General features: G+C 73.9%; 15 protein-coding genes. 5 read left to right on the plus strand and 10 right to left on the minus strand.

Annotated elements, in window-relative coordinates; translation table 11 throughout:
• Positions 1 to 117 precede the first annotated feature (117 nt).
• Positions 118 to 471 (plus strand): DoxX family protein, encoded by a 354-nt coding sequence (locus tag A8713_RS30560; protein WP_064536955.1) that lies wholly within the window; start codon positions 118 to 120, stop codon positions 469 to 471.
• A gap of 49 nt (positions 472 to 520) precedes the next feature.
• On the opposite strand, the gene A8713_RS30565 is transcribed toward A8713_RS30560, so the two are convergent.
• Positions 521 to 1,267, minus strand: coding sequence for an SDR family oxidoreductase (locus tag A8713_RS30565; protein WP_064536956.1), 747 nt, complete (start codon positions 1,265 to 1,267; stop codon positions 521 to 523).
• Between the two features lie 166 nt (positions 1,268 to 1,433).
• A complete protein-coding gene (locus A8713_RS30570; protein ID WP_064537824.1) occupies positions 1,434 to 4,364 on the minus strand; it encodes a GH92 family glycosyl hydrolase in 2,931 nt (976 codons plus the stop codon).
• A gap of 220 nt (positions 4,365 to 4,584) precedes the next feature.
• On the opposite strand from A8713_RS30570, the gene A8713_RS30575 reads away from it, so the two are divergent.
• Positions 4,585 to 5,505: an LLM class F420-dependent oxidoreductase gene (locus A8713_RS30575; protein WP_064536957.1), complete on the plus strand. Its 921-nt coding sequence runs from the start codon at positions 4,585 to 4,587 to the stop codon at positions 5,503 to 5,505.
• Positions 5,506 to 5,530: 25 nt separating this feature from the next.
• On the opposite strand, the gene A8713_RS30580 is transcribed toward A8713_RS30575, so the two are convergent.
• The 7 genes from A8713_RS30580 to A8713_RS30610 all read right to left on the minus strand — a co-directional run bounded on the left by A8713_RS30580 (position 5,531) and on the right by A8713_RS30610 (position 13,659).
• Positions 5,531 to 6,820 carry a Gfo/Idh/MocA family protein gene (locus tag A8713_RS30580; protein WP_064536958.1) on the minus strand — a complete coding sequence of 430 codons (1,290 nt, stop codon included), beginning with the start codon at positions 6,818 to 6,820 and terminating at the stop codon, positions 5,531 to 5,533.
• A gap of 56 nt (positions 6,821 to 6,876) precedes the next feature.
• A complete protein-coding gene (locus A8713_RS30585; RefSeq protein ID WP_064536959.1) occupies positions 6,877 to 8,226 on the minus strand; it encodes an alpha-glucosidase/alpha-galactosidase in 1,350 nt (449 codons plus the stop codon).
• Positions 8,226 to 9,194, minus strand: a complete 969-nt coding sequence (locus A8713_RS30590) for a carbohydrate kinase family protein (protein WP_064536960.1) — start codon at positions 9,192 to 9,194, stop codon at positions 8,226 to 8,228. The genes A8713_RS30585 and A8713_RS30590 overlap by 1 nt, the downstream gene beginning before the upstream one ends.
• Positions 9,195 to 9,258: 64 nt before the next feature.
• Positions 9,259 to 10,161: a carbohydrate ABC transporter permease gene (locus tag A8713_RS30595; protein ID WP_064536961.1), complete on the minus strand. Its 903-nt coding sequence runs from the start codon at positions 10,159 to 10,161 to the stop codon at positions 9,259 to 9,261.
• The gene (locus A8713_RS30600; protein ID WP_064536962.1) at positions 10,158 to 11,237 is read right to left on the minus strand and encodes a carbohydrate ABC transporter permease; all 1,080 of its coding nucleotides are present in this window, start codon (positions 11,235 to 11,237) and stop codon (positions 10,158 to 10,160) included. The genes A8713_RS30595 and A8713_RS30600 overlap by 4 nt, the downstream gene beginning before the upstream one ends.
• 10 nt (positions 11,238 to 11,247) lie before the next feature.
• A complete protein-coding gene (locus A8713_RS30605; RefSeq protein WP_064536963.1) occupies positions 11,248 to 12,582 on the minus strand; it encodes an ABC transporter substrate-binding protein in 1,335 nt (444 codons plus the stop codon).
• Positions 12,583 to 12,840: 258 nt separating this feature from the next.
• Positions 12,841 to 13,659 (minus strand): endo alpha-1,4 polygalactosaminidase, encoded by an 819-nt coding sequence (locus tag A8713_RS30610; protein ID WP_064536964.1) that lies wholly within the window; start codon positions 13,657 to 13,659, stop codon positions 12,841 to 12,843.
• A gap of 238 nt (positions 13,660 to 13,897) precedes the next feature.
• On the opposite strand from A8713_RS30610, the gene A8713_RS30615 reads away from it, so the two are divergent.
• Positions 13,898 to 14,656, plus strand: coding sequence for a DeoR/GlpR family DNA-binding transcription regulator (locus A8713_RS30615; RefSeq protein ID WP_026252843.1), 759 nt, complete (start codon positions 13,898 to 13,900; stop codon positions 14,654 to 14,656).
• A 115-nt stretch (positions 14,657 to 14,771) separates the two neighbouring features.
• Entirely contained in the window at positions 14,772 to 15,137 is a 366-nt protein-coding gene (locus A8713_RS30620) for an NUDIX hydrolase (protein WP_064536965.1), read from the plus strand.
• A 75-nt stretch (positions 15,138 to 15,212) separates the two neighbouring features.
• On the opposite strand, the gene A8713_RS30625 is transcribed toward A8713_RS30620, so the two are convergent.
• On the minus strand, positions 15,213 to 15,626 hold the full coding sequence (locus A8713_RS30625; RefSeq protein WP_064536966.1) for a thioesterase family protein: 414 nt from the start codon (positions 15,624 to 15,626) through the stop codon (positions 15,213 to 15,215).
• Between the two features lie 162 nt (positions 15,627 to 15,788).
• Between A8713_RS30625 and A8713_RS30630 the strand changes: the two genes are divergently transcribed.
• Entirely contained in the window at positions 15,789 to 17,324 is a 1,536-nt protein-coding gene (locus A8713_RS30630) for a ricin-type beta-trefoil lectin domain protein (protein WP_064536967.1), read from the plus strand.
• Positions 17,325 to 17,445 lie beyond the last annotated feature (121 nt).

Consider the following 17,445-nt stretch of genomic DNA (forward strand, 5'->3'; position numbering starts at 1 on the left):
TTGGACGCAACCGGGGGCCGCGCACGACGCTGGACACGCCGACGGGACAGGGCCCGCGCCCCTCCGGTCCGCCCGTCGCGCCGACCCGTCCACCGAGCCCGAACGGTTGCCCGAGCCATGTCCCTCACGTATGCCGTCATCGCCGCCCTGACCATCGCCGCCAACGCCGGTGTCGCCGCCGCCGACCTCGCGGGGGCGCGGTTCGTCCGCGCCAACGCGGCCGAGGTCGGTGTGCGGCCGCCCTGGATCCCGGTGCTCGCCGCGCTCAAGGCCGCCGGAGCCCTCGGGCTGCTCGCCGGACTCCTGGGCCTGTGGCACCTGGACGTCGCGGCGGCGGGCGGTCTGGTGCTCTTCTACGCCGGGGCCGTCGCGGTGCACATCCGCACCCGGGTCGTGCACAACATCGCCTTCCCCGGTGCCTTCCTGGCGCTCGCGGCGGCGTGCTGCGCGCTCGCGGCGGCCACCGTCTGACACCCCGGTCGCGCAGTGGCGGGACCGCACCGCCGTCCTCGCGGGGCGGTCAGGCGATGCCGCCGTTGGCGAAGAGGACCTGGCCGTTGACCCAGCGGCCCGCACCGGCGAGGAAGGCCACCGCCGCCGCGATGTCCTCCGGGGTGCCCAGGCGCTCCAGCGGGGCGGCGGAGGCCAGCCGCTGGATCTGCTCCTCGCTCTTGCCGTCCAGGAAGAGCGGGGTGGCCGTGGGGCCGGGCGCGACCGCGTTGACGGTGACGTCCCGGCCGCGCAGCTCGCGGGCGAGAACCGCCGTCATCGCCTCCACCGCGCCCTTGGACGCGGCGTAGGCGGCGTAGCCGGGCCGGCTCAGACGGGTCACGGAGCTGGAGAAGTTGACGAGGGCGCCGCCGCGCCGCAGCCTGCGCGCGGCGAGCCGGGAGACGACGAAGGTGCCCCGGACGTTGACCCGGTGCATCCGGTCGAAGGCGTCGAGGTCCATGTCCGCCACCGGGCCCAGCAGCATGATCCCGGCCGTGTTGACCACGACGTCCACGCCGCCGAACCGCTCCTCGGCGGCGTCGAAGAGCGCGGTCATCTCCCCTTCGTCGGCGACGTCGCCCGGCAGGGCCACGGCCGTTCCACCGTGGGCGGTGATCGCGTCCACCACCTCTCGCGCCCGCGCGGCGCCTCCCGCGTGGTGGACGGCGACGGCCATGCCCTCGGCGGCGAGCCGGCGCGCCACCGCTCGGCCGATACCGCCTGATCCTCCGGTCACCACGGCGACGCGGTCCGGTGTCCGGGTGTCGGTGCTCATCTCGGGCTCCCTCCGAATATATGGACTAGTTGTACATTAACTCTCATGTGGACTAGCTGTCCACATGGGAACGGGAGGGTGGCGGACACACGGAACGGCCGCCCGCTCCACCGGCTCGCGAGAGCGTGGAGCGGACGGCCGCCCGGGACGGGGGAGGGGGCGACGGTCAGCCCGTCCGCGGACCCCCGGTCAGGGCGACGTCGAAGATGTGCAGCACACCCCGGTCACTGCCCTGCGGCAGCACGACCGAGGCGACGTGCCGGTCCGGGTCGAGCGCCACCGGCGCGGTGGCGAACACCTTGGCCTGCGCGCTGTCGCTGCCGCCGCCCGCGGTGTTGCGGCCCTCGGTGGTGACCAGCGGGACATTGCCGAAGCGGTAGTCCGTGCCCGGCGTCCAGTCGGTGAGCCCGACCGGCACCCGCTGGGTGGAGCCGTCGGTGTACTCCACCACCGCCTCGCCCTGCGCGGGCCCGTTGGTGGCCAGCCCGAGGAAGGTGATCCCGGTGCCGCGGGCGCCGCCGAGCGCGATGCGCTGGCCGTGCGGGATCCAGTTGTCCGGCTCGCCCGGCGCGGTGTCCGGCCAGGTGAACACGGCACCGGTGGCGCCGAGCGGCAGCCGCGCGCCCGGCGCGGCACCGGCCGCGGCCAGCCGGTCGCGGGAGAGCGAGTTGCCGCTCAGGTCCAGGGAACCGAGGTCGCCCCGGCCCGCCGGGGTGGTGCCGATGTCGTTGCGGGCGTCGGCGCCGTCCGTGTACGACGGCGGCACGTCGCCCGCGCCGGTGCCCCAGGTGCCCGGGGTCCGCGCCATGGTGAACGTCAGCGTGCCGCCCCGGCGGGTGAAGCCCTCGTCGACCCAGGAGCGTGTGGTGCGCCGCCCGTCCACCCGCAGCCCGGCGACGTACACCCGGCCCCGCGAGACCCCGTCCGCCCTGAGGGTCAGGGTGCGGCCCGTGCCCGCGCTCCTGATCCGCACATGGTCGAACATGGGCGCGGAGATCACCAGGTCGGCGGTGCCGTAGACCGAGGGGTAGACGCCCAGGTTCGCCCAGACGTACCAGGCGCTGAGCGAGCCGAGGTCGTCGTTGCCCGGCAGCCCCGAGGGCGAGGTGCCGTACAGCTCGGTGACCGCCCGGCGCAGCACGTCGGCCGTGCGGTCCGGGCGCCGCAGCCAGTTGTAGACATAGGGCATGGAGAAGCTGGGCTGGTTGCTGAGGTAGGCGCCGGTGACGCCGTACACGCCCGCGTCCAGGTCCTTGGTGTGCTCGTCCAGTTCGGCGGTGGCCCGCGCGATGCCGCCGCGCTTCTCGATCAGCGTGCCCACGTTGTGCGGCACCAGCCAGCCGTACTGGTAGCCGGTGGCCTGGTCGAACTGGTCGCCGCGCAGGCCCAGGTCGAAGCCGCGGTCGAAGCCCGTGCGGTCCCGGGGGCGTATCTGCCGGGTCGTGTCGTCGAAGACGTTCTGCCAGTTCTGCGCGCGCGCCATGAAGGTCCGGTACGCGTCCCGGTCGCCGAGCCGCCGGGCGAGCTGGGCGATGCCGAAGTCGTCGACGGCGTACTCCAGCGTGGTGGAGGTGGCCGCGCCGCCCCGGCGGCTCTCCAGGAAGCCGGTGCTGAAGTACTGCTGGGCGCCCGCGCGCCGGGTGGCCGTGGCCGGCAGCGACTGGGTGGCCTTCATGGAGGCCAGGGCGCCGGACCGGTCGTAGTGGGTGCTGCCGAAGGCGTCCACGGAGGCCAGCAGCGACTGGAGGGAGTCGCCGCTCATCTTCTGCTGCGACTGGTTCAGATGCGGCCAGTTGGGCCAGGTGCCGGTCTGCCGCACCATGTCCACGATTGACTGGCTGATGTCGTCGCCGACCTTCGGGAAGAGCAGCGCGACCAGCTGCGCCTGGCCGCGGTAGGCGTCCCAGCCCGAGTAGGTGACGTACTCGTGACGGCCCCTGGCCACCTGGTGGACCTGGCCGTCGTAGCCGGTCCAGCGGCCGTCGGCGTCGTCGAACACATTGGGGTGCAGCAGCGCGTGGTAGAGCGCGGTGTAGAACGTGACGCGCCGGTCCCGGCCGCCGCCGTCCGCCGCGAGCGTGCCCAGCGCCTCGCGCCAGGTCCGCGCGGCCCGGTCGCGGACCTGGCCGAAGCCGAGCGAACGGGTCTCGGTGTCGCGGTTGTGCGCGGCGCCCGCGACGCTCACATAGCTCAGCCCGCTCTTCGCCGTGACCCTGGCGCCCTTGTCGAAGACCAGGTAGGCGCCCGCCCCGTGCGGGGTGCCGGTGCTCCGCGCGGTGGCCGAGCCTGGGGTGACGGTGGTGCCCTGCCAGGTGCCGAAGGCGCGCGCCGGCCGGTCGAAGGTGGTCGAGAAGTAGGCGCGGTAGCGGCCCCCGACGTCGCAGACCGCGGCGGACTCCACCCAGCCGCTGACCGTGTTGCCGGAGACGGTGACCTGGCTGCCGAAGACGCGGTTGTTGGAGCCCGCCACGTCGATGAGCAGCGCGGAGCGGGCCGCCCCGGAGAAGTCGTACCGGCTGACCGCCGTGCGGGTGGTGGCGGTCAGCTCGGTGCTGACATCGTTGTCGGTGCGCACCTTGTAGTACCCCGGCCGGGCCTGCTCCCGGTCGTGGCGGAACGGCAGGTAATAGTCGGTGACCCGGGTGGCCGGGCTGACGGGCAGCGCGCCGTCGGGCAGCTCACCGGTGTAGGGCAGCACCGGGAAGTCGAAGGCGCTGAACCGGCCCTCGCAGCCGGTGCCGGACAGCCGGGTCATCCCGAAGCCGCGCAGCCGGTCCGCGGTGTACTCGTACCCGCCCTTCTGGTCGCCGTCGCCGCTGCGGTACGTCGTCGGGCTGGACTGCACCATGCCGAACGGGACGGTGGCCCCGGGATAGGTGTCGCCGTACGCGCTGTTGCCCTTGTTCTGACCGGTGTCCAGCCGGGTGCCGATGAACTGGTCCACGGCGTCGTACGGGTCGACGCCGCGGCCCGACGCCGAGGCCGTGGCGGGCGCGAGGCCCGCCAGGACGGTGCCCAGGGCGAGGGCGCCGGCCAGCAGCCGTCGTGGCCGGGGCCCGGGGCGGCGCGGCCTCAGCCGCGTCACTGATCTCCACATGGTGGTCATGTCCCTTCACTGCCGCTGACAGGGATCCGCGCCGACAACGCGCGGGCCAGGAGGCTACCTTGGCGAGGAAGCGCGACACACGCGTGAACGGGAGGGGCCGCGGTGGGAACGCCGCCGGAACCAGCTCCGGCGTCCTGGCTCCCGTCCGCCGCAACGAACTGTTCACACGGAAAACGGAATCCCCGGGCGCCGCACCGCCGTTGACCCCCACATGACTGTGGGAGTGACCATCGACACGACCGGATCCGCGCTGCCCGTCGAGGAGGTGGTGCGCCAGGCACGGCAGGCGCGCGCGTCCGGGCTCGGATCCCTCTGGTTCGGCCAGACCTTCGGCTACGACTCGCCGACGATCGCCGCGATCGTCGGGCGCGAGGTGCCCGGCATCCACCTCGGCACCTCCGCGCTGCCGGTCTTCGGCCGGCATCCGCTGCTCGTCTCCAGCCAGGCGCAGACCGTCCAGGCCGCCACCGGGGGCCGCTACCACCTCGGACTCGCCCTGGGCACCAAGCTGTTCACCGAGGGCGCCTTCGGACTGCCCTTCGAGCGGCCCGTCGCCCGGCTGCGCGAGTTCCTGACCGCGCTGCGCTCGCTCACCGAGACCGGGCAGGCCGACTTCGAGGGCGAACTGCTCACCGCCCGCACGCCGTTGCCCGCCTCGGTGCCCGGCGCGGAGCCCGCCGTACCGCTGCTGGTCGCCGCGATGGGGCCGCAGTCCCTGCGGGTCAGCGGCCGGCTCGCCGACGGCATCCTGCCCTATCTCGCCGGTCCGCGGGCCCTGGAGCAGCACATCGTCCCGGCCCTCACCCGGGCCGCCGAGGAGGCCGGCCGCCCCGCGCCGCGCGTCGTCGCCTTCGTGCCGGGCGTCGTCACCGCCGAACCCGGACGGGTGCGCGCCGCCGCCCACGAGGCGCTCTCCTTCTACCAGCAGATCCCGTCCTACGCCCGGGTCATCGAGCAGTCCGGCGTCGCCCACCCGGTGGAACTCGCCGCCATCGGCGACGAGAAGACCCTCGCCGACACCGTCCGCGGCTACCGCGACGCCGGTGCCACCGAGGTCGTCGTCTCCGCCAGCGAACTCGGCGGCCCCGACGACCGGTTGCGCACCTGGGAGGTGCTGGGCGAACTGGCCTGACACACCCGTCCGGCGGGCCGCACCCTCAACCGGCCGCCGCAGCTGCGGCCCAGTCGGCGACCTCCACCACCGTCCCGGTCGTCCTGGCGTGCTCGGCCGCCCACACCACCTGGTGGGTGGCCAGGCTCTCCTCGGCGTCCGACAGCAGCAGCGAGGCGTCCCCGGTCGCGACGGCGGCGACGAACGCCTCGGTCAGCGCCTCGTCACCGCCGCCGTGGCCGTCCTCGGCGGACGGACCCGCCTGCGCACCGGCCTCCGCGGCGAGGTCGACGAACTCCTCGGCACCGTCGCGGAAGTCGACCACCCGCAGTGTGGTGCCGTCCCCCTCCACGAAGCCGTGCGTGCCCATCAGCCGGGTGCGGCGCTGCTCCATCGGGGTGAAGGCGCTCATGGTGAACGAGCAGGTGGCACCGGAGGCGAACTCCATGGTGACCACCTGGTGGTCCACCACGTCGTTGTCGCAGGCGTACACACAGCGCCCGTACGGCCCGGTGCGCAGCGCCTCCAGCACCCCCGCCTCCGTGTGGTCCGCCGTCACCGCCGACAGCGGCCAGAACTCCTGCTCCGGATCGCCCAGGCAGCCCAGGTAGAGCCGCTTTGCGGAGTACGGGCAGGCGGGCTCCAGCGGGCAGTCCGCGCAGCGGGCGGCGGCCCCGGCCGGCGCGTCCTCGGCCCTGAAGTGGGTCAGCGAACCGAAGGACGCGACCCGCGCGGGTGTCTCCCCGACGAGGTGCACCAGCCAGTCGATGTCGTGGCACGCCTTGGTGAGCAGCATCGGCGCCGAGGTGTCGGCGCGCCGCCAGTTGCCCCGGACGAACGAGTGCGCCTGGTGCCACCACCCCACCGGCTCCAGGTGCTGCACGCTGACGAGCCGTCCGACGCGGCCCTCGGCGAGCAGCGCCTTCAGCCGCCGGGTGTAGCCGGTGTGGCGCAGCACATGGCACACCGCCAGGAGGACACCGTGCTCGCGGGCGGCGTCCGCGATCGCGGCGGCCTCCCGCGCGGTGGTCGCCATGGGCTTCTCCAGGAGGATGTGGTGGCCGAGGGCGGCCAGCGCCAGCGCGGGCCCGGTGTGGTCCCGGTCCTGGGTGGCGATGACGCACGCGTCGGCGACCCGGCCCGCGGCGGCGGCCTCCCGCCAGTCGCGGTGGGTCCGCTCGGGCGGGAGGCCGAACTCGGCGGCGGCCCGCGCCCGCCGCTCCGGGTCGGGCTCGGCCACGGCGACCACCCGCGCCGCCCCGCCCGCCTGCGCGTGACGCGCGTAGGTCATCCCGCGCAGTCCGGCCCCCACCAGCAGGAGCGTCACCTCGGTCATGGCCGTCCTCCCTTCCGGCGCGCCCCGCGGCCCGGGGCGCGCCCGTGCGGCATCCGTCAGTGGCCGAGCGTGGCGCGCAGCGACGGCTGGAGCAGGTCGCCGTGGGCCCGGACCATGTCGTCGCACAGGTCCCAGATGCGCTCCACGGGCAGGGCGGCGGCCGTCGCCGGGTCGGCCATGGCCGCCTGGCGGATCGAGCGCGGGTCGTCCTCCAGCGCTGCCCGTACGACCAGGTCGTTCATGCTCAGGTAGGAGCGGTTGAGCGCGGCGCACTGGGCGGGCAGCGCGCCGACCCGGGTCGGCTGCACCCCCAGCGCGTCCACCAGGCAGGGCACCTCCACGGTGCCGCCCGCGGGCAGGTTGTCGATCAGCCCGTGGTTGGGGACGTTGCCGTAGACCGTGCGCGGGGTGCCCGTGGTGATGCTGTGGATGATCTGCGGGGCGTACTCCATGGTGCCCTCGACGGTGAGCGGCTCGCCCTGGGCGAGGGCGTCGCGGGTGTGCTCGTAGGCGGCGATGTTCTCGTCCACGATGTCGAGATAGGCGCCGACCGGGAGGCGCAGCCGCTCGATCTCGTCGGTGTGGTGCAGGTACCAGGGCACGTACTCGGAGGAGTGCTCGCTCGTCTCGGTCGGGTAGTAGCCCAGGCGCCGGTACATGTCGACCCGCACGCGGCGCCGCAGTTCGGGGTCGGACTCGATCAGCGCGTCCAGCCGGGGGTAGAGGTCGGTGCCCCGGTGCTCCAGGCGCAGCACCCACGCCTGGTGGTTGACGCCGGCGGCCCGGTAGGTGACCTCCTCGTGCGGGACGCCGAGCAGTTCGGCGAGGTCGTGGACGGTCCAGTACACCGAGTGGCACAGGCCCACCACACGGGTGAGCCCCGTCGCCCGGGTCAGGTACTGGACGTTCATCGCCATGGGGTTGGTGTAGTTGAGCAGCCAGGCGTCCGGGCAGACCTCGGCGATGTCCTCGCCGAGCGACTTGAGCAGCGGGAAGGTGCGCAGCGCCCGGAAGATGCCGCCGACGCCGAGGGTATCGCCGATCGTCTGGCGCAGCCCGTAGCGGGCCGGGACCTCGAAGTCGGTGCGGGTGGCCTCGCGCATGCCGACCTGGACGATGTTGATGACGAAGTCGGCACCGGCGAGGGCCGCGCGCCGCTCGGCGTGCGCGGTGATCCGCACGTTCCCGGCGGGGGCGAGCCGGTCGGCGATGTAGCGGGCCGCCCCGTGGGCGGTGGCCAGCCGTTCGGCGTCGATGTCGTGCAGGGCGATGTGCGCGCCGCGCAGCTCGGGGAAGGCCAGCAGGTCGGCCAGGAGTCCCTGGGTGAAGACGACGCTGCCCGCGCCGACGAAGGCGACCTTGGGGGAGGAGCCGGAGGGAGCGGAAGGGGGGGTCTGGGTGGTCATCACTGGTTCTTTCCGTTGCGAGTGACGGCGGCCGCGGCCTCGTCCCAGGTGGGCTGGGCCGGCGTTCCGCCATGGGCCCTGGTGGACAGTGCGCCGCAGGCCGCGGCGATCTCGAGGGCCTGCGGGAGGGGCAGGCCGCGCAGCAGCGCGGCGACGAATCCGGCGTCGAAGCTGTCCCCGGCGCCGACGGTGTCCAGCGGCCGCACGGGGACGGCGGGAGTGTGCAGCGGGGTGCGGCCGTCGTGGGTGAGGGCGCCGCGCGCCCCGTCCTTGACGGTCACCCGCGGCCCGTGGGCCGCCAGCACGGCGGCGGCCTCCTCCAGGGGCACGTCCTCGGGAGCGCCGGCGGCGACGGCCAGTGCCCGCGCCTCCTGCGCGTTGGGCAGCAGGTGGTCGGTGGCGGCGAGGACGTCGGCGAGGCGGCCGGCCGCCCAGGTGCCCGCCGGGTCGTCGTTGGTGTCCAGGGAGGTGGTGGCGCCGTGCGCGCGGGCGGTGGCGAACAGCTCCGGGAGCGCGGCGGCCAGGCGGGGCAGCAGGAAGTAGGACGCGGCGTGCACGTGCCGGCTGCCGGTGAGCAGGGCCTCGGGCACGTCCTCGGGCCCGGTCGCCGGGAGCGTGCCGGGCGCGGTGAGGATGGCCCGGTCGCCGTCGGGCCGGGTCAGTACGACGGTGAGCGGGGTGGGCAGGTCCGGGTCGACGCGCAGCGCGGAGGTGTCCACGCCCCGGTCCTCCAGCGCCGCGCGGACGTAGCGGCCGGCGTCGTCGTCGCCGACCCGCCCGGCGAAGGCCACCTTCAGACCGAGCCGCGCGGCCCCGCACGCCATGATCGAGGCGGACCCGCCGAGGGACAGCGCCCCGCTGTCGACGAGCCGCTCGCGCTGTCCGAAGGCGAGCGGCGCGTCGAGCGGGCCGACGACGATGTCGGGATTGGCGTCCCCCAGGACGAGGAGGTCGTGGGCGTACGGCATGCGGGGTTCCTTGCTGTGCGGACGGGGTGCGCCCGGTGGGCGCGGTACGGGCGGTGCGCGGGGTTCATCCCTTGAGGCCGCTCGACGTGATCGACTGGATGAAGGACTTCTGGGCGAGCAGGAAGGCGAGCAGCACGGGGAGCACGGTGATGACGTTGCCGGCCATGACCGCCGACCACTTGGTGTGGTGCTGCCCCTGGAACGTGGTCAGTCCCAGCTGGAGCGTGTACTGCGTGTCGTGGTTGATGGCGATCAGCGGCCAGCTCAGGTCGTTCCAGGTGGTGAGGAAGGTCAGCACCGCCACCGTGCTCAGCGCCGGCCGGGACAGCGGCAGCACGATGCGCCACAGCACCCGCAGCCGGGAGCAGCCGTCCAGCCAGGCCGCCTCCTCCAGTTCCCGGGGCAGGGACAGGAAGAACTGGCGCAGCAGGAACACCGCGAACGGCGTGACCAGCGACGGCACGATCAGCGCGCCCAGCGTGTCGATGAGCCCGAGCCGCTTCATGACCAGGAAGGTCGGGATCATCGTCAGCTGGAACGGGATGGCCATGGTGGCCAGCATCAGCCCCAGCAGCAGCCGCGACCCGGCGAACCGCATCCGGGCGAACGCGTATCCGGCCAGCGCGCCCAGCACCAGATTGGACGCCACCGCGACCAGCGACACGATCAGCGAGTTGAGGAACCAGCGCGGGAACATGGCGTTGCCCAGCACGTACCGGTAGCCGCCGAGGTCGATGTGCGAGGGCCACAGCGCGGGCGGGAACCGGTTGATCTGCGCGTCGCTCATGAAGGAGCTGAGCACCAGCCAGATCAGCGGTACGGCGAACACCAGGGCGAGCGGGGCCAGGAGCAGGTGCCAGGGGCTGAACGGCCACCGCCTGCGCGGCCGTCCGGGACCGCCGTCCGTGCCGTCGCCGGCTCCGGCGGCGGAGGACAGGACCGTGGGAGAGGGGGAGGTGACCGTCATCGTGCGGCTCCTTCGAGACCGGTGCCGCCGGTACGGGCCCGGTGGCCGGTGTCCTTGAGGCGGGCGGGCCCCCGGTGCGTCCGGCGGCGCACGGCGCGGCTCACCCGCGGTACGGCGGCCAGCACCAGCAGGACCAGGGCGAGGGCGTAGGCCGCGGCCGCGCCGTACCCGGCGGTGAAGTTCTTGAACGCCTGCTCCCAGATGAAGTAGACGATGACCGTGGTGGAACCGAGCGGGCCGCCCTTGGTCGTCACGTACACGAGGTCGAAGACCTGGAGCGCGTTGATGGTCTGCCACAGCAGCAGGAAGACCAGGACCGGGGTGAGCGCGGGCAGCGTCACATGGCGCAGGATGTGGCGGCGGCCCGCGCCGTCCAGCCGCGCCGCCTCGACCAGCGAGGGCGGTACGTCCTGGAGCGCGGCGAGCAGGACCACCACGCAGAAGCCGGTGCCGCTCCACAGGGAGATCGCGACGAGCGCGGGCAGCGCCTGCCCGGGATCGGTGAGGAAGCCCTGCGGGGAGACGCCGATCTTGTGCAGCACGGAGTTGGCCGCGCCGAACTCGGGGTCCAGGATGAAGGAGAACAGGACGCCCTGGGCCGTCGCCGAGACCACGAACGGCACGAAGAAGAGGGTGCGGTACAGCGCCACGAAGCGCAGCCGCTGGTTGAGCGCCAGGGCGAGGAACAGCCCGAGGCCGATGCTCAGCGGGACGTACAGCAGCGTGTACAGCAGCGTGTTGCGGACGGCCTGGCTGAAGTGCGGGTCCTGGGCGAGTGCCCGGTAGTTGTCGAGGCCGACCCAGCGGCTGGGGGTGACCAGGTCGTCGGCCTGGAAGGACAGCAGCAGCGACCACGCCACGGGCACCACGCTCAGCCCGAGGATCACCAGCACCGCGGGGGAGACGAAGCCCCAGGCGGTGGCCGTCTCCCGGGCGGCCCGGCGGCGTGCGGAACCGGCGTGCGGCGCGGGGCCGGGCGCCGCGTCGTGCGGATCGCCGCCGTCGCCGCGGCCGGTCGTACGGCTCTTCCGGGGGCCGCGGTCCGCGAGGGTGAGGGGGGAGGGCAGGCGGGGCATGGTGGTCCTCTCAACGCGGGATGAGCAGTGCGGCGTTGGCCTCGCGGGCGCAGTCGCGCAGCGCCTCGGCGGGCGTGCTGCGGCCGATGAGCACCGCGGCGATCGCCTGGCCGAGCGCCTGGGAGACCTGCGGGTAGGCCGGGTGGACGGGGCGTACCCGGGCCGAGGTCAGCGCCTGGGTGAACACCCGCAGCCCCTCGGTCCGCGCCTCCTGCTCGCGCCACGCGGACAGGGCCTGGGTGCTCCGGCTCAGCGGCAGGCTGCCGGCCCTGACGTCCCAGCGGACGTCCTGGGCGGGCTGGGTCAGCCAGCTCACGAAGGTGCGGGCGGCGCTGGTCCGGGCGGGACCGTTGTCGAACACGGTCCAGGTGTCGGGGCCCGAGATGGTCACCGGCCGGCCGCTGTAGCTGGGCAGCGGCACCACCTGGTGGTCGATGCCCGCCTGGCGGATGTCCGGCAGCTGCCACGGCCCGGTGACGACCATGCCCATCCGGCCCGAGGCGAAGACCTGGTACATCTGCTCGCTGCCGGGCTTGGGGTCGATGTAGACGCTCCGGTCCCCGGCGAGGGCGGCCACGGTGCCCAGGGCCTTCTCGCCGACGTCCTCGAACCCGATGTGCCGTCCGTCCGGGGCGATGACGTCGCCGCCCAGGTCCCACACCATCGGCCACAGCCGCCACACGGTGTCCTCGTCGCCGACACCGGGCCAGCCGGTGCCGAAGACCCCGCGCCGCCGGTCGGTGAGGCGGGCCGCGGTGTCCGTGAACTGCTCCCAGGTCCAGCCGGGGCGCGGCAGCGGCAGCCCGGCGTCGCGGAAGAGCTTCTTGTTGCAGACGACGGCGAGGGAGTCGAGCAGGGCGGGTGCGGCCCGTACGTGCCCGTTGAGGGTGACCGCGGCACGGGCCGGTGCCCAGAAGTCGTTCCAGGGCGTCGGCCCGGAGCCGACCGTCTCGGTCAGGTCGACCACGGACGGGCTGCGGGCGACACTGGCCAGGTCGGAACCGAAGACATAGGCGACGTCCGGGAACGAGCCGGCCGCGAGGGCGGCGGTGATCTTCTGGAGCATGGCGTCGGCCAGCACGCCGCCGCCCGCGTCGACCCGGATGCCGGGATGGGTGCGGTTGAACTCCGCGACCAGCTTCTCGATCGCCGCGCGGCCGGTGTCGGTCTGGCCGTGCCACAGTTCGACGGTGACCCGGCCGTCCGCGCCGACGCCGTCGGAGGTCCCGGCGGCGCAGCCGGGCAGCGCGGCCGTCGCGGCGGCGCCGAGGGCCAGCGCCGTGCCCCGCCGCAGGAACGTACGGCGTCCGGGGCCGATGCCCGGCGGACGATGTGCTGCAACCATGTGAGCCCCCAGAGGTCGCGCGACGCGGACGCCACGCGGAGGAACGTTCCGGCACGGCAGGCCGGAAGAAGGCGGGAGTGGGGAGGGGTGGGACGGTGCCGCCGGACGCGCTGGTGCCAGGGCGCCGGTGCGGCGGAGGGCGTCCGGTGACAACCGTCGACATCCGGTGGCGCGGGCGGGCGTCCACGGGCCCGCGCGACGCATCCGGACGCGTTCGCACACGAACGGATGCGCGCGCGGCGGGCGGGCGGTGCCGCCTCAGCAGGTCTTGCGGACGTAGCCGCTGCTCCCGGGAGCCGTGACGTCCAGGTCGCGCAGCACGATGCTGAGCCGGTCGCCGTAGGCGGCGCAGGCCTTCTTCAGGCCCTTGGCCTCGTACTCGATGACGATGACGTGGTCGCCGTAGCCGTCGACGTAGTCACCGCACTCGTCCCACCGGCCGCACTCCTCGGCGACGGCGAAGTCGAGACCGGTGCGCGCCCGGTCGCCGGAGAGCGCGGAGGCGTTCTTCTGGGCGATCGCGAGGCCCTTGGTGTGGGCGTGGTCGGCGAGCAGCCGGACGAACGTCTCCGCGTTGTCCTGGCTGATCAGCTTGGTGCGGTCGAAGGTGTCGAGGTTGTCGGGCTCGACCGCCTGGAAGCCCTTGGCCGCGCACGAGTCGACCCAGGAGTTGACCTTGGCCGCGATCTGCTTGCGCTTGGCGTCGGTGCGGATGTCGAGCATGGCCTCCCCCCAGTTCTTGTCGTACACGACCTTGCCGGAGGCGTCGCGCAGCAGCAGGTCGCCCCACTCGGCCTCGGCACCGGGCTGGGCCTGGAAGGCGTTGACGTAGCAGATGTTGTAGAGGCCGGGCGCGGGGGACGCCTGGTGGTCGCGGGTCACCACCTTGACCCCGGCGGGCGGGGTGTAGGCCGTGCCGATCTGGTAGTCGAAGCCGGCGTGCGCCGGGGGAGGGGTCACATCCTGGACGGCCGCGCTGGCCGAGGCGCAGGCGGTGAGGGGACAGACGACGGCCGCTGCCACGGCCGCCGCCGCGGCGGCGCGCCGACGGGACCCGGTCCTAGAGAAGAGGGACATCCTTGAGCTCCAGAAGATGCGAGGGTACGTCCCCGCCTCGGACCTCGCGTCCCGGTGGACGGATCCTGGCGACTTTGTCCGGACTTGCGGTGAGCGCACCGCGCTACCGGCTGGGCGTACCTCTGACGCCGGGTGCTCAACTCCAGCGTTGGAAGGAGTAAAGCGAGCAATTTTCGCCATGTCAACAGATCGGAGCTGCGCATCTTGCCGCCCACGGTGCGCGGTCTATGCTCACTTCATGCTGAGAACTGAGCGTCATGCGCGCATACTTGAGCATGTCTCCGCGCGTGGTGCCGTCGACGTCACCGAGTTGTCCCGATTGCTGGACGTCTCCGGCGCCACCGTCCGGCGTGACCTGCAACATCTGAGCCGGCTGAACCTGCTGCGCCGCACGCACGGCGGGGCGATGGCGGGTGGCACGGGCCCCGAACTCCCGGTACGCCACCGCACCGAACACCGCCGGGCGGAGAAGCAGGCCATCGCGCGGGCCGCCGCCGAGCTGGTCCCCGAGGGCGCGGTCGTCGGCATGACCGGCGGCACCACCGTCACCGAGATCGCCCGGGTCCTGGCCGCCCGGGGCGCCGTCACCATCGTCACCAACGCGGTCAACATCGCCGCCGAGCTGGTGCCGCACCACGACGTCACGCTCGTCGTCGTCGGCGGCTACGCCCGCACCGAGAGCTACGAGCTGGTCGGACCCATCGCCGAGAAGACCCTCGCCGACCACCACACCGACATCACCTTCCTCGGCGTGGACGGGATCAGCGCCACCCACGGCTGCACCACCCACGACCAGCTGGAGGCGGCGACGGACCGCGCCTTCGCCGCCAGCGGCGACCGGACCGTGGTGGTCGCCGACCACACGAAGATCGGCCGGGCCACCTTCGCCCGGATCTGCTCCCTGACGGACATCGACCACCTGGTCACCGACCGGTCGGCGCCCGCCGACGCGCTCGCCCGGATCGACGCCACCGGCGTGGCGGTCACCGTGGTGTGAGACGGCCGGCCGGGTAGGAGGGCCGCCCAGCGGGCAGGAGGATCCGTGGACGGGCCGGCCCGTCCACGGATCCTCCTGCCCGTACGGGGCGCAGGGACTACGGGAAGGCGGGACCATGACGTCGGAGCAGACCCCCCGGGGCGCGGTGCAGGCGGTGGTCGTCCACGACGGACGCCTGCTGCTGGTGGACGAGCGGGGCGGGTGGCGGCTGCCCTCGGGCACCCCGGAGCCTGCGGAGACGTCGCGGGCCACCGCGGCCCGGGTCGTCCACGAGACCACCGGTTATCTGGTCGACGGTTCCTCGGAGCTGGACCCGCAGGACGCGGGCGAGGCCGTGGTGTGCCAGTTGCTGACCGCGGACCCCTCGTCCGGGGCCCGGCTCGCACCGGAGCAGATCCGCTGGGTGCCGGTGGCGGAGGCGGCGCACGGCGCGCTCCCCGGCGCGGTACGGGACTACCTGGCGGGCCACACGCCCGTATGACGAGCGGCGCGGGGCCGTGGCCCGGGTGCGGCGGCCGTCACGCCGGGCCGCGGGAGCGGGCGGCGGCCGGGCGGGTCAGCCCTCCGAGTCCTTCGAGTTCCCCGAGTCCTCCGTCCCCTCCGGGCGCGCCGCGGGCGCCGCGGGCGCCGAGGCGAGGAAACGCTCCCGGTCGACGAGCACCCGGTGGATCTCACCGTCCGCGACCAGTTCCCCGGCACCGTCCACGGCGCTGACGCGGAAGGTGAGCCGCCGCCCCTCGGCGGCGGGCGCCTCGGCGGTCACCTCCACCCGGCCGCCCACCGGCGTGGCCCGCAGATGCCGCACCCGGATCTCCGTGCCCACGGTCGTCCGCCCCGGGGCGGTGAACGGCGCGGCGGCCCGCACCGTCGCCGCCTCCAGCCAGGCGATCAGCCGCGGAGTGGCGAGCACCGGCACATCACCGCTGCCCAGGGACACCGCCGTGTCGGCGCCGGTCACCTCATGTCGCATCCCCTCACGCTAGTCGCTCCCCCTCCGTGCGCCCACCCGGCACGATTCCGGGCGGCGGCGCGTCAACCTCCGGCACGATCGGGCGAGTTCGGGCCCCGGGTATTCCCAAAACTCTTACCGGCCAGTAAGAACCGTGGGTAACCCACTCTGCCAGGAGGTCTCATGAGACGCACCAGGCGCAGACTCCGGTGGACCCTCGCCGCCGTCGCGACCGCCGCACTGCTCGGCACGGCGCCGAACGCCGTCCCCGCCGTCGCGGCCGACACGGGCACCACCCAGCAGCGGGCGGCAGCCGTCACCGCGCTCCCGCCCGAACTGGAGGCCGTCCGGGCGGCGGAGGCCACCGCGCTCTACGGCGACCCCGCCGAGCGCCCGCCCGCCGCCCGCAAGACCTCACTGATCTCCCTCGGCGACAGCGAGATCTCCGGCGAGGGCGTCGGCACCTACGAACCGCCCACCAACGGCCCCGACAACTGGTGCCACCGCTCACCCGACGCCGCCGTCCACCGCACCGGCATCCCCGCCGACGTCACCTTCAACGTGGCCTGTTCCGGCGCCTACACGGGCAACATCAGGGCCGGCGGGACCAAGCAGTACGCCGACGAACTCGTGCAGAGCGACAACCTGGCCGTCAAGGCGCGCACCACCCGGGTCAAGATGGTGCTCCTCGTGGCCGGGGCCAACGACGACCTCCAGTTCGGCCCCGTCATGACCGACTGCGTCGAGCGCTATCTGCTCTCCCAGGGCCCCTGCGAGCCCAAGTACGCGCCGTCCTGGCAGTCCCGCGTCGACGCCCTGGTCCCCAAGGTCGAGCAGACCGTGCGCGACCTGAAGTCGGTGATGCGCGACGCCGGTTACGCCGACGGCGACTACAAGCTGGTCGTGATGAGCTACCCGAGCCCCATCGGCCCGGACTTCCGCGACAACCCCGCCTTCCCCGGCAAGCTCGCCTGCGGCGGCCTCGGCTACGACTCCGACACCGCCTGGGGCCGCAACGTCGCCGTGCCCGCCTTCGAACGCGGCATCCGCCGGGCGGCCACGGACACCGGCGCGTCCTACCTGGACGCCTCGCGCCTCTTCCACGGCCACGAGGTGTGCACGGAGAACACCTGGGCCCGCGGCCTCTACATCGACCTCTCCAAGCCCGGCCTGCCGGACGCCAACTCGGTGCGGCAGTCCTTCCACCCCAACGCGCGCGGCCACGCCGCCTTCGCCTCCTGCCTCACCCGGTTCTACGACTCCGGGCTGCGCGAGGCGTCCTGCGCCGACGTCGACTCCGCGGGCACGCCCGCCCTCTACCCGTACGCCTGGGACGACGTGTACGCGCCGGTGAAGAACCGGGGGACCGGCGGCTGCATGGACGTCTCCGCCTCCCGGAGCGCGAACGGGACCGCGGTGCTCGGCTGGGACTGCGCCGGGACCCGCAACCAGGGCTGGTGGTACGACCCCGCGGGCCGGACCTTCCACACCGCGCTCACCCAGGACCGCTGCCTGGACGTCCCCGGCGCCCGGTACCAGGCGGGCGCCGCGCTGATCGTCTGGAACTGCTCGGGCTCCGCCAACCAGAAGTTCGTGCGCGACGGCGACACGATCCGCCCGTCGGCCGCGACCGGCCTGTGCCTGGCCCACGCCGCGCCCCGTGAGCCGCTGCGCCTGCAGAACTGCGACGGCTCCGCCGGACAGCGCTTCGCCGCCTAGCCGGCGGCCCACCCCTCCCCGGGGACCCGCCCGGTGCCGGGGGGCGCGGCGCGGTCCGGTCACGGCACGTCCGCTGACCGGATCGCGTCGGCTCCGGCGGCCGGACCGCCACCGCGGTGGC

Source organism: Streptomyces sp. SAT1 (genome assembly GCF_001654495.1).
Classification (GTDB): domain Bacteria; phylum Actinomycetota; class Actinomycetes; order Streptomycetales; family Streptomycetaceae; genus Streptomyces; species Streptomyces andamanensis.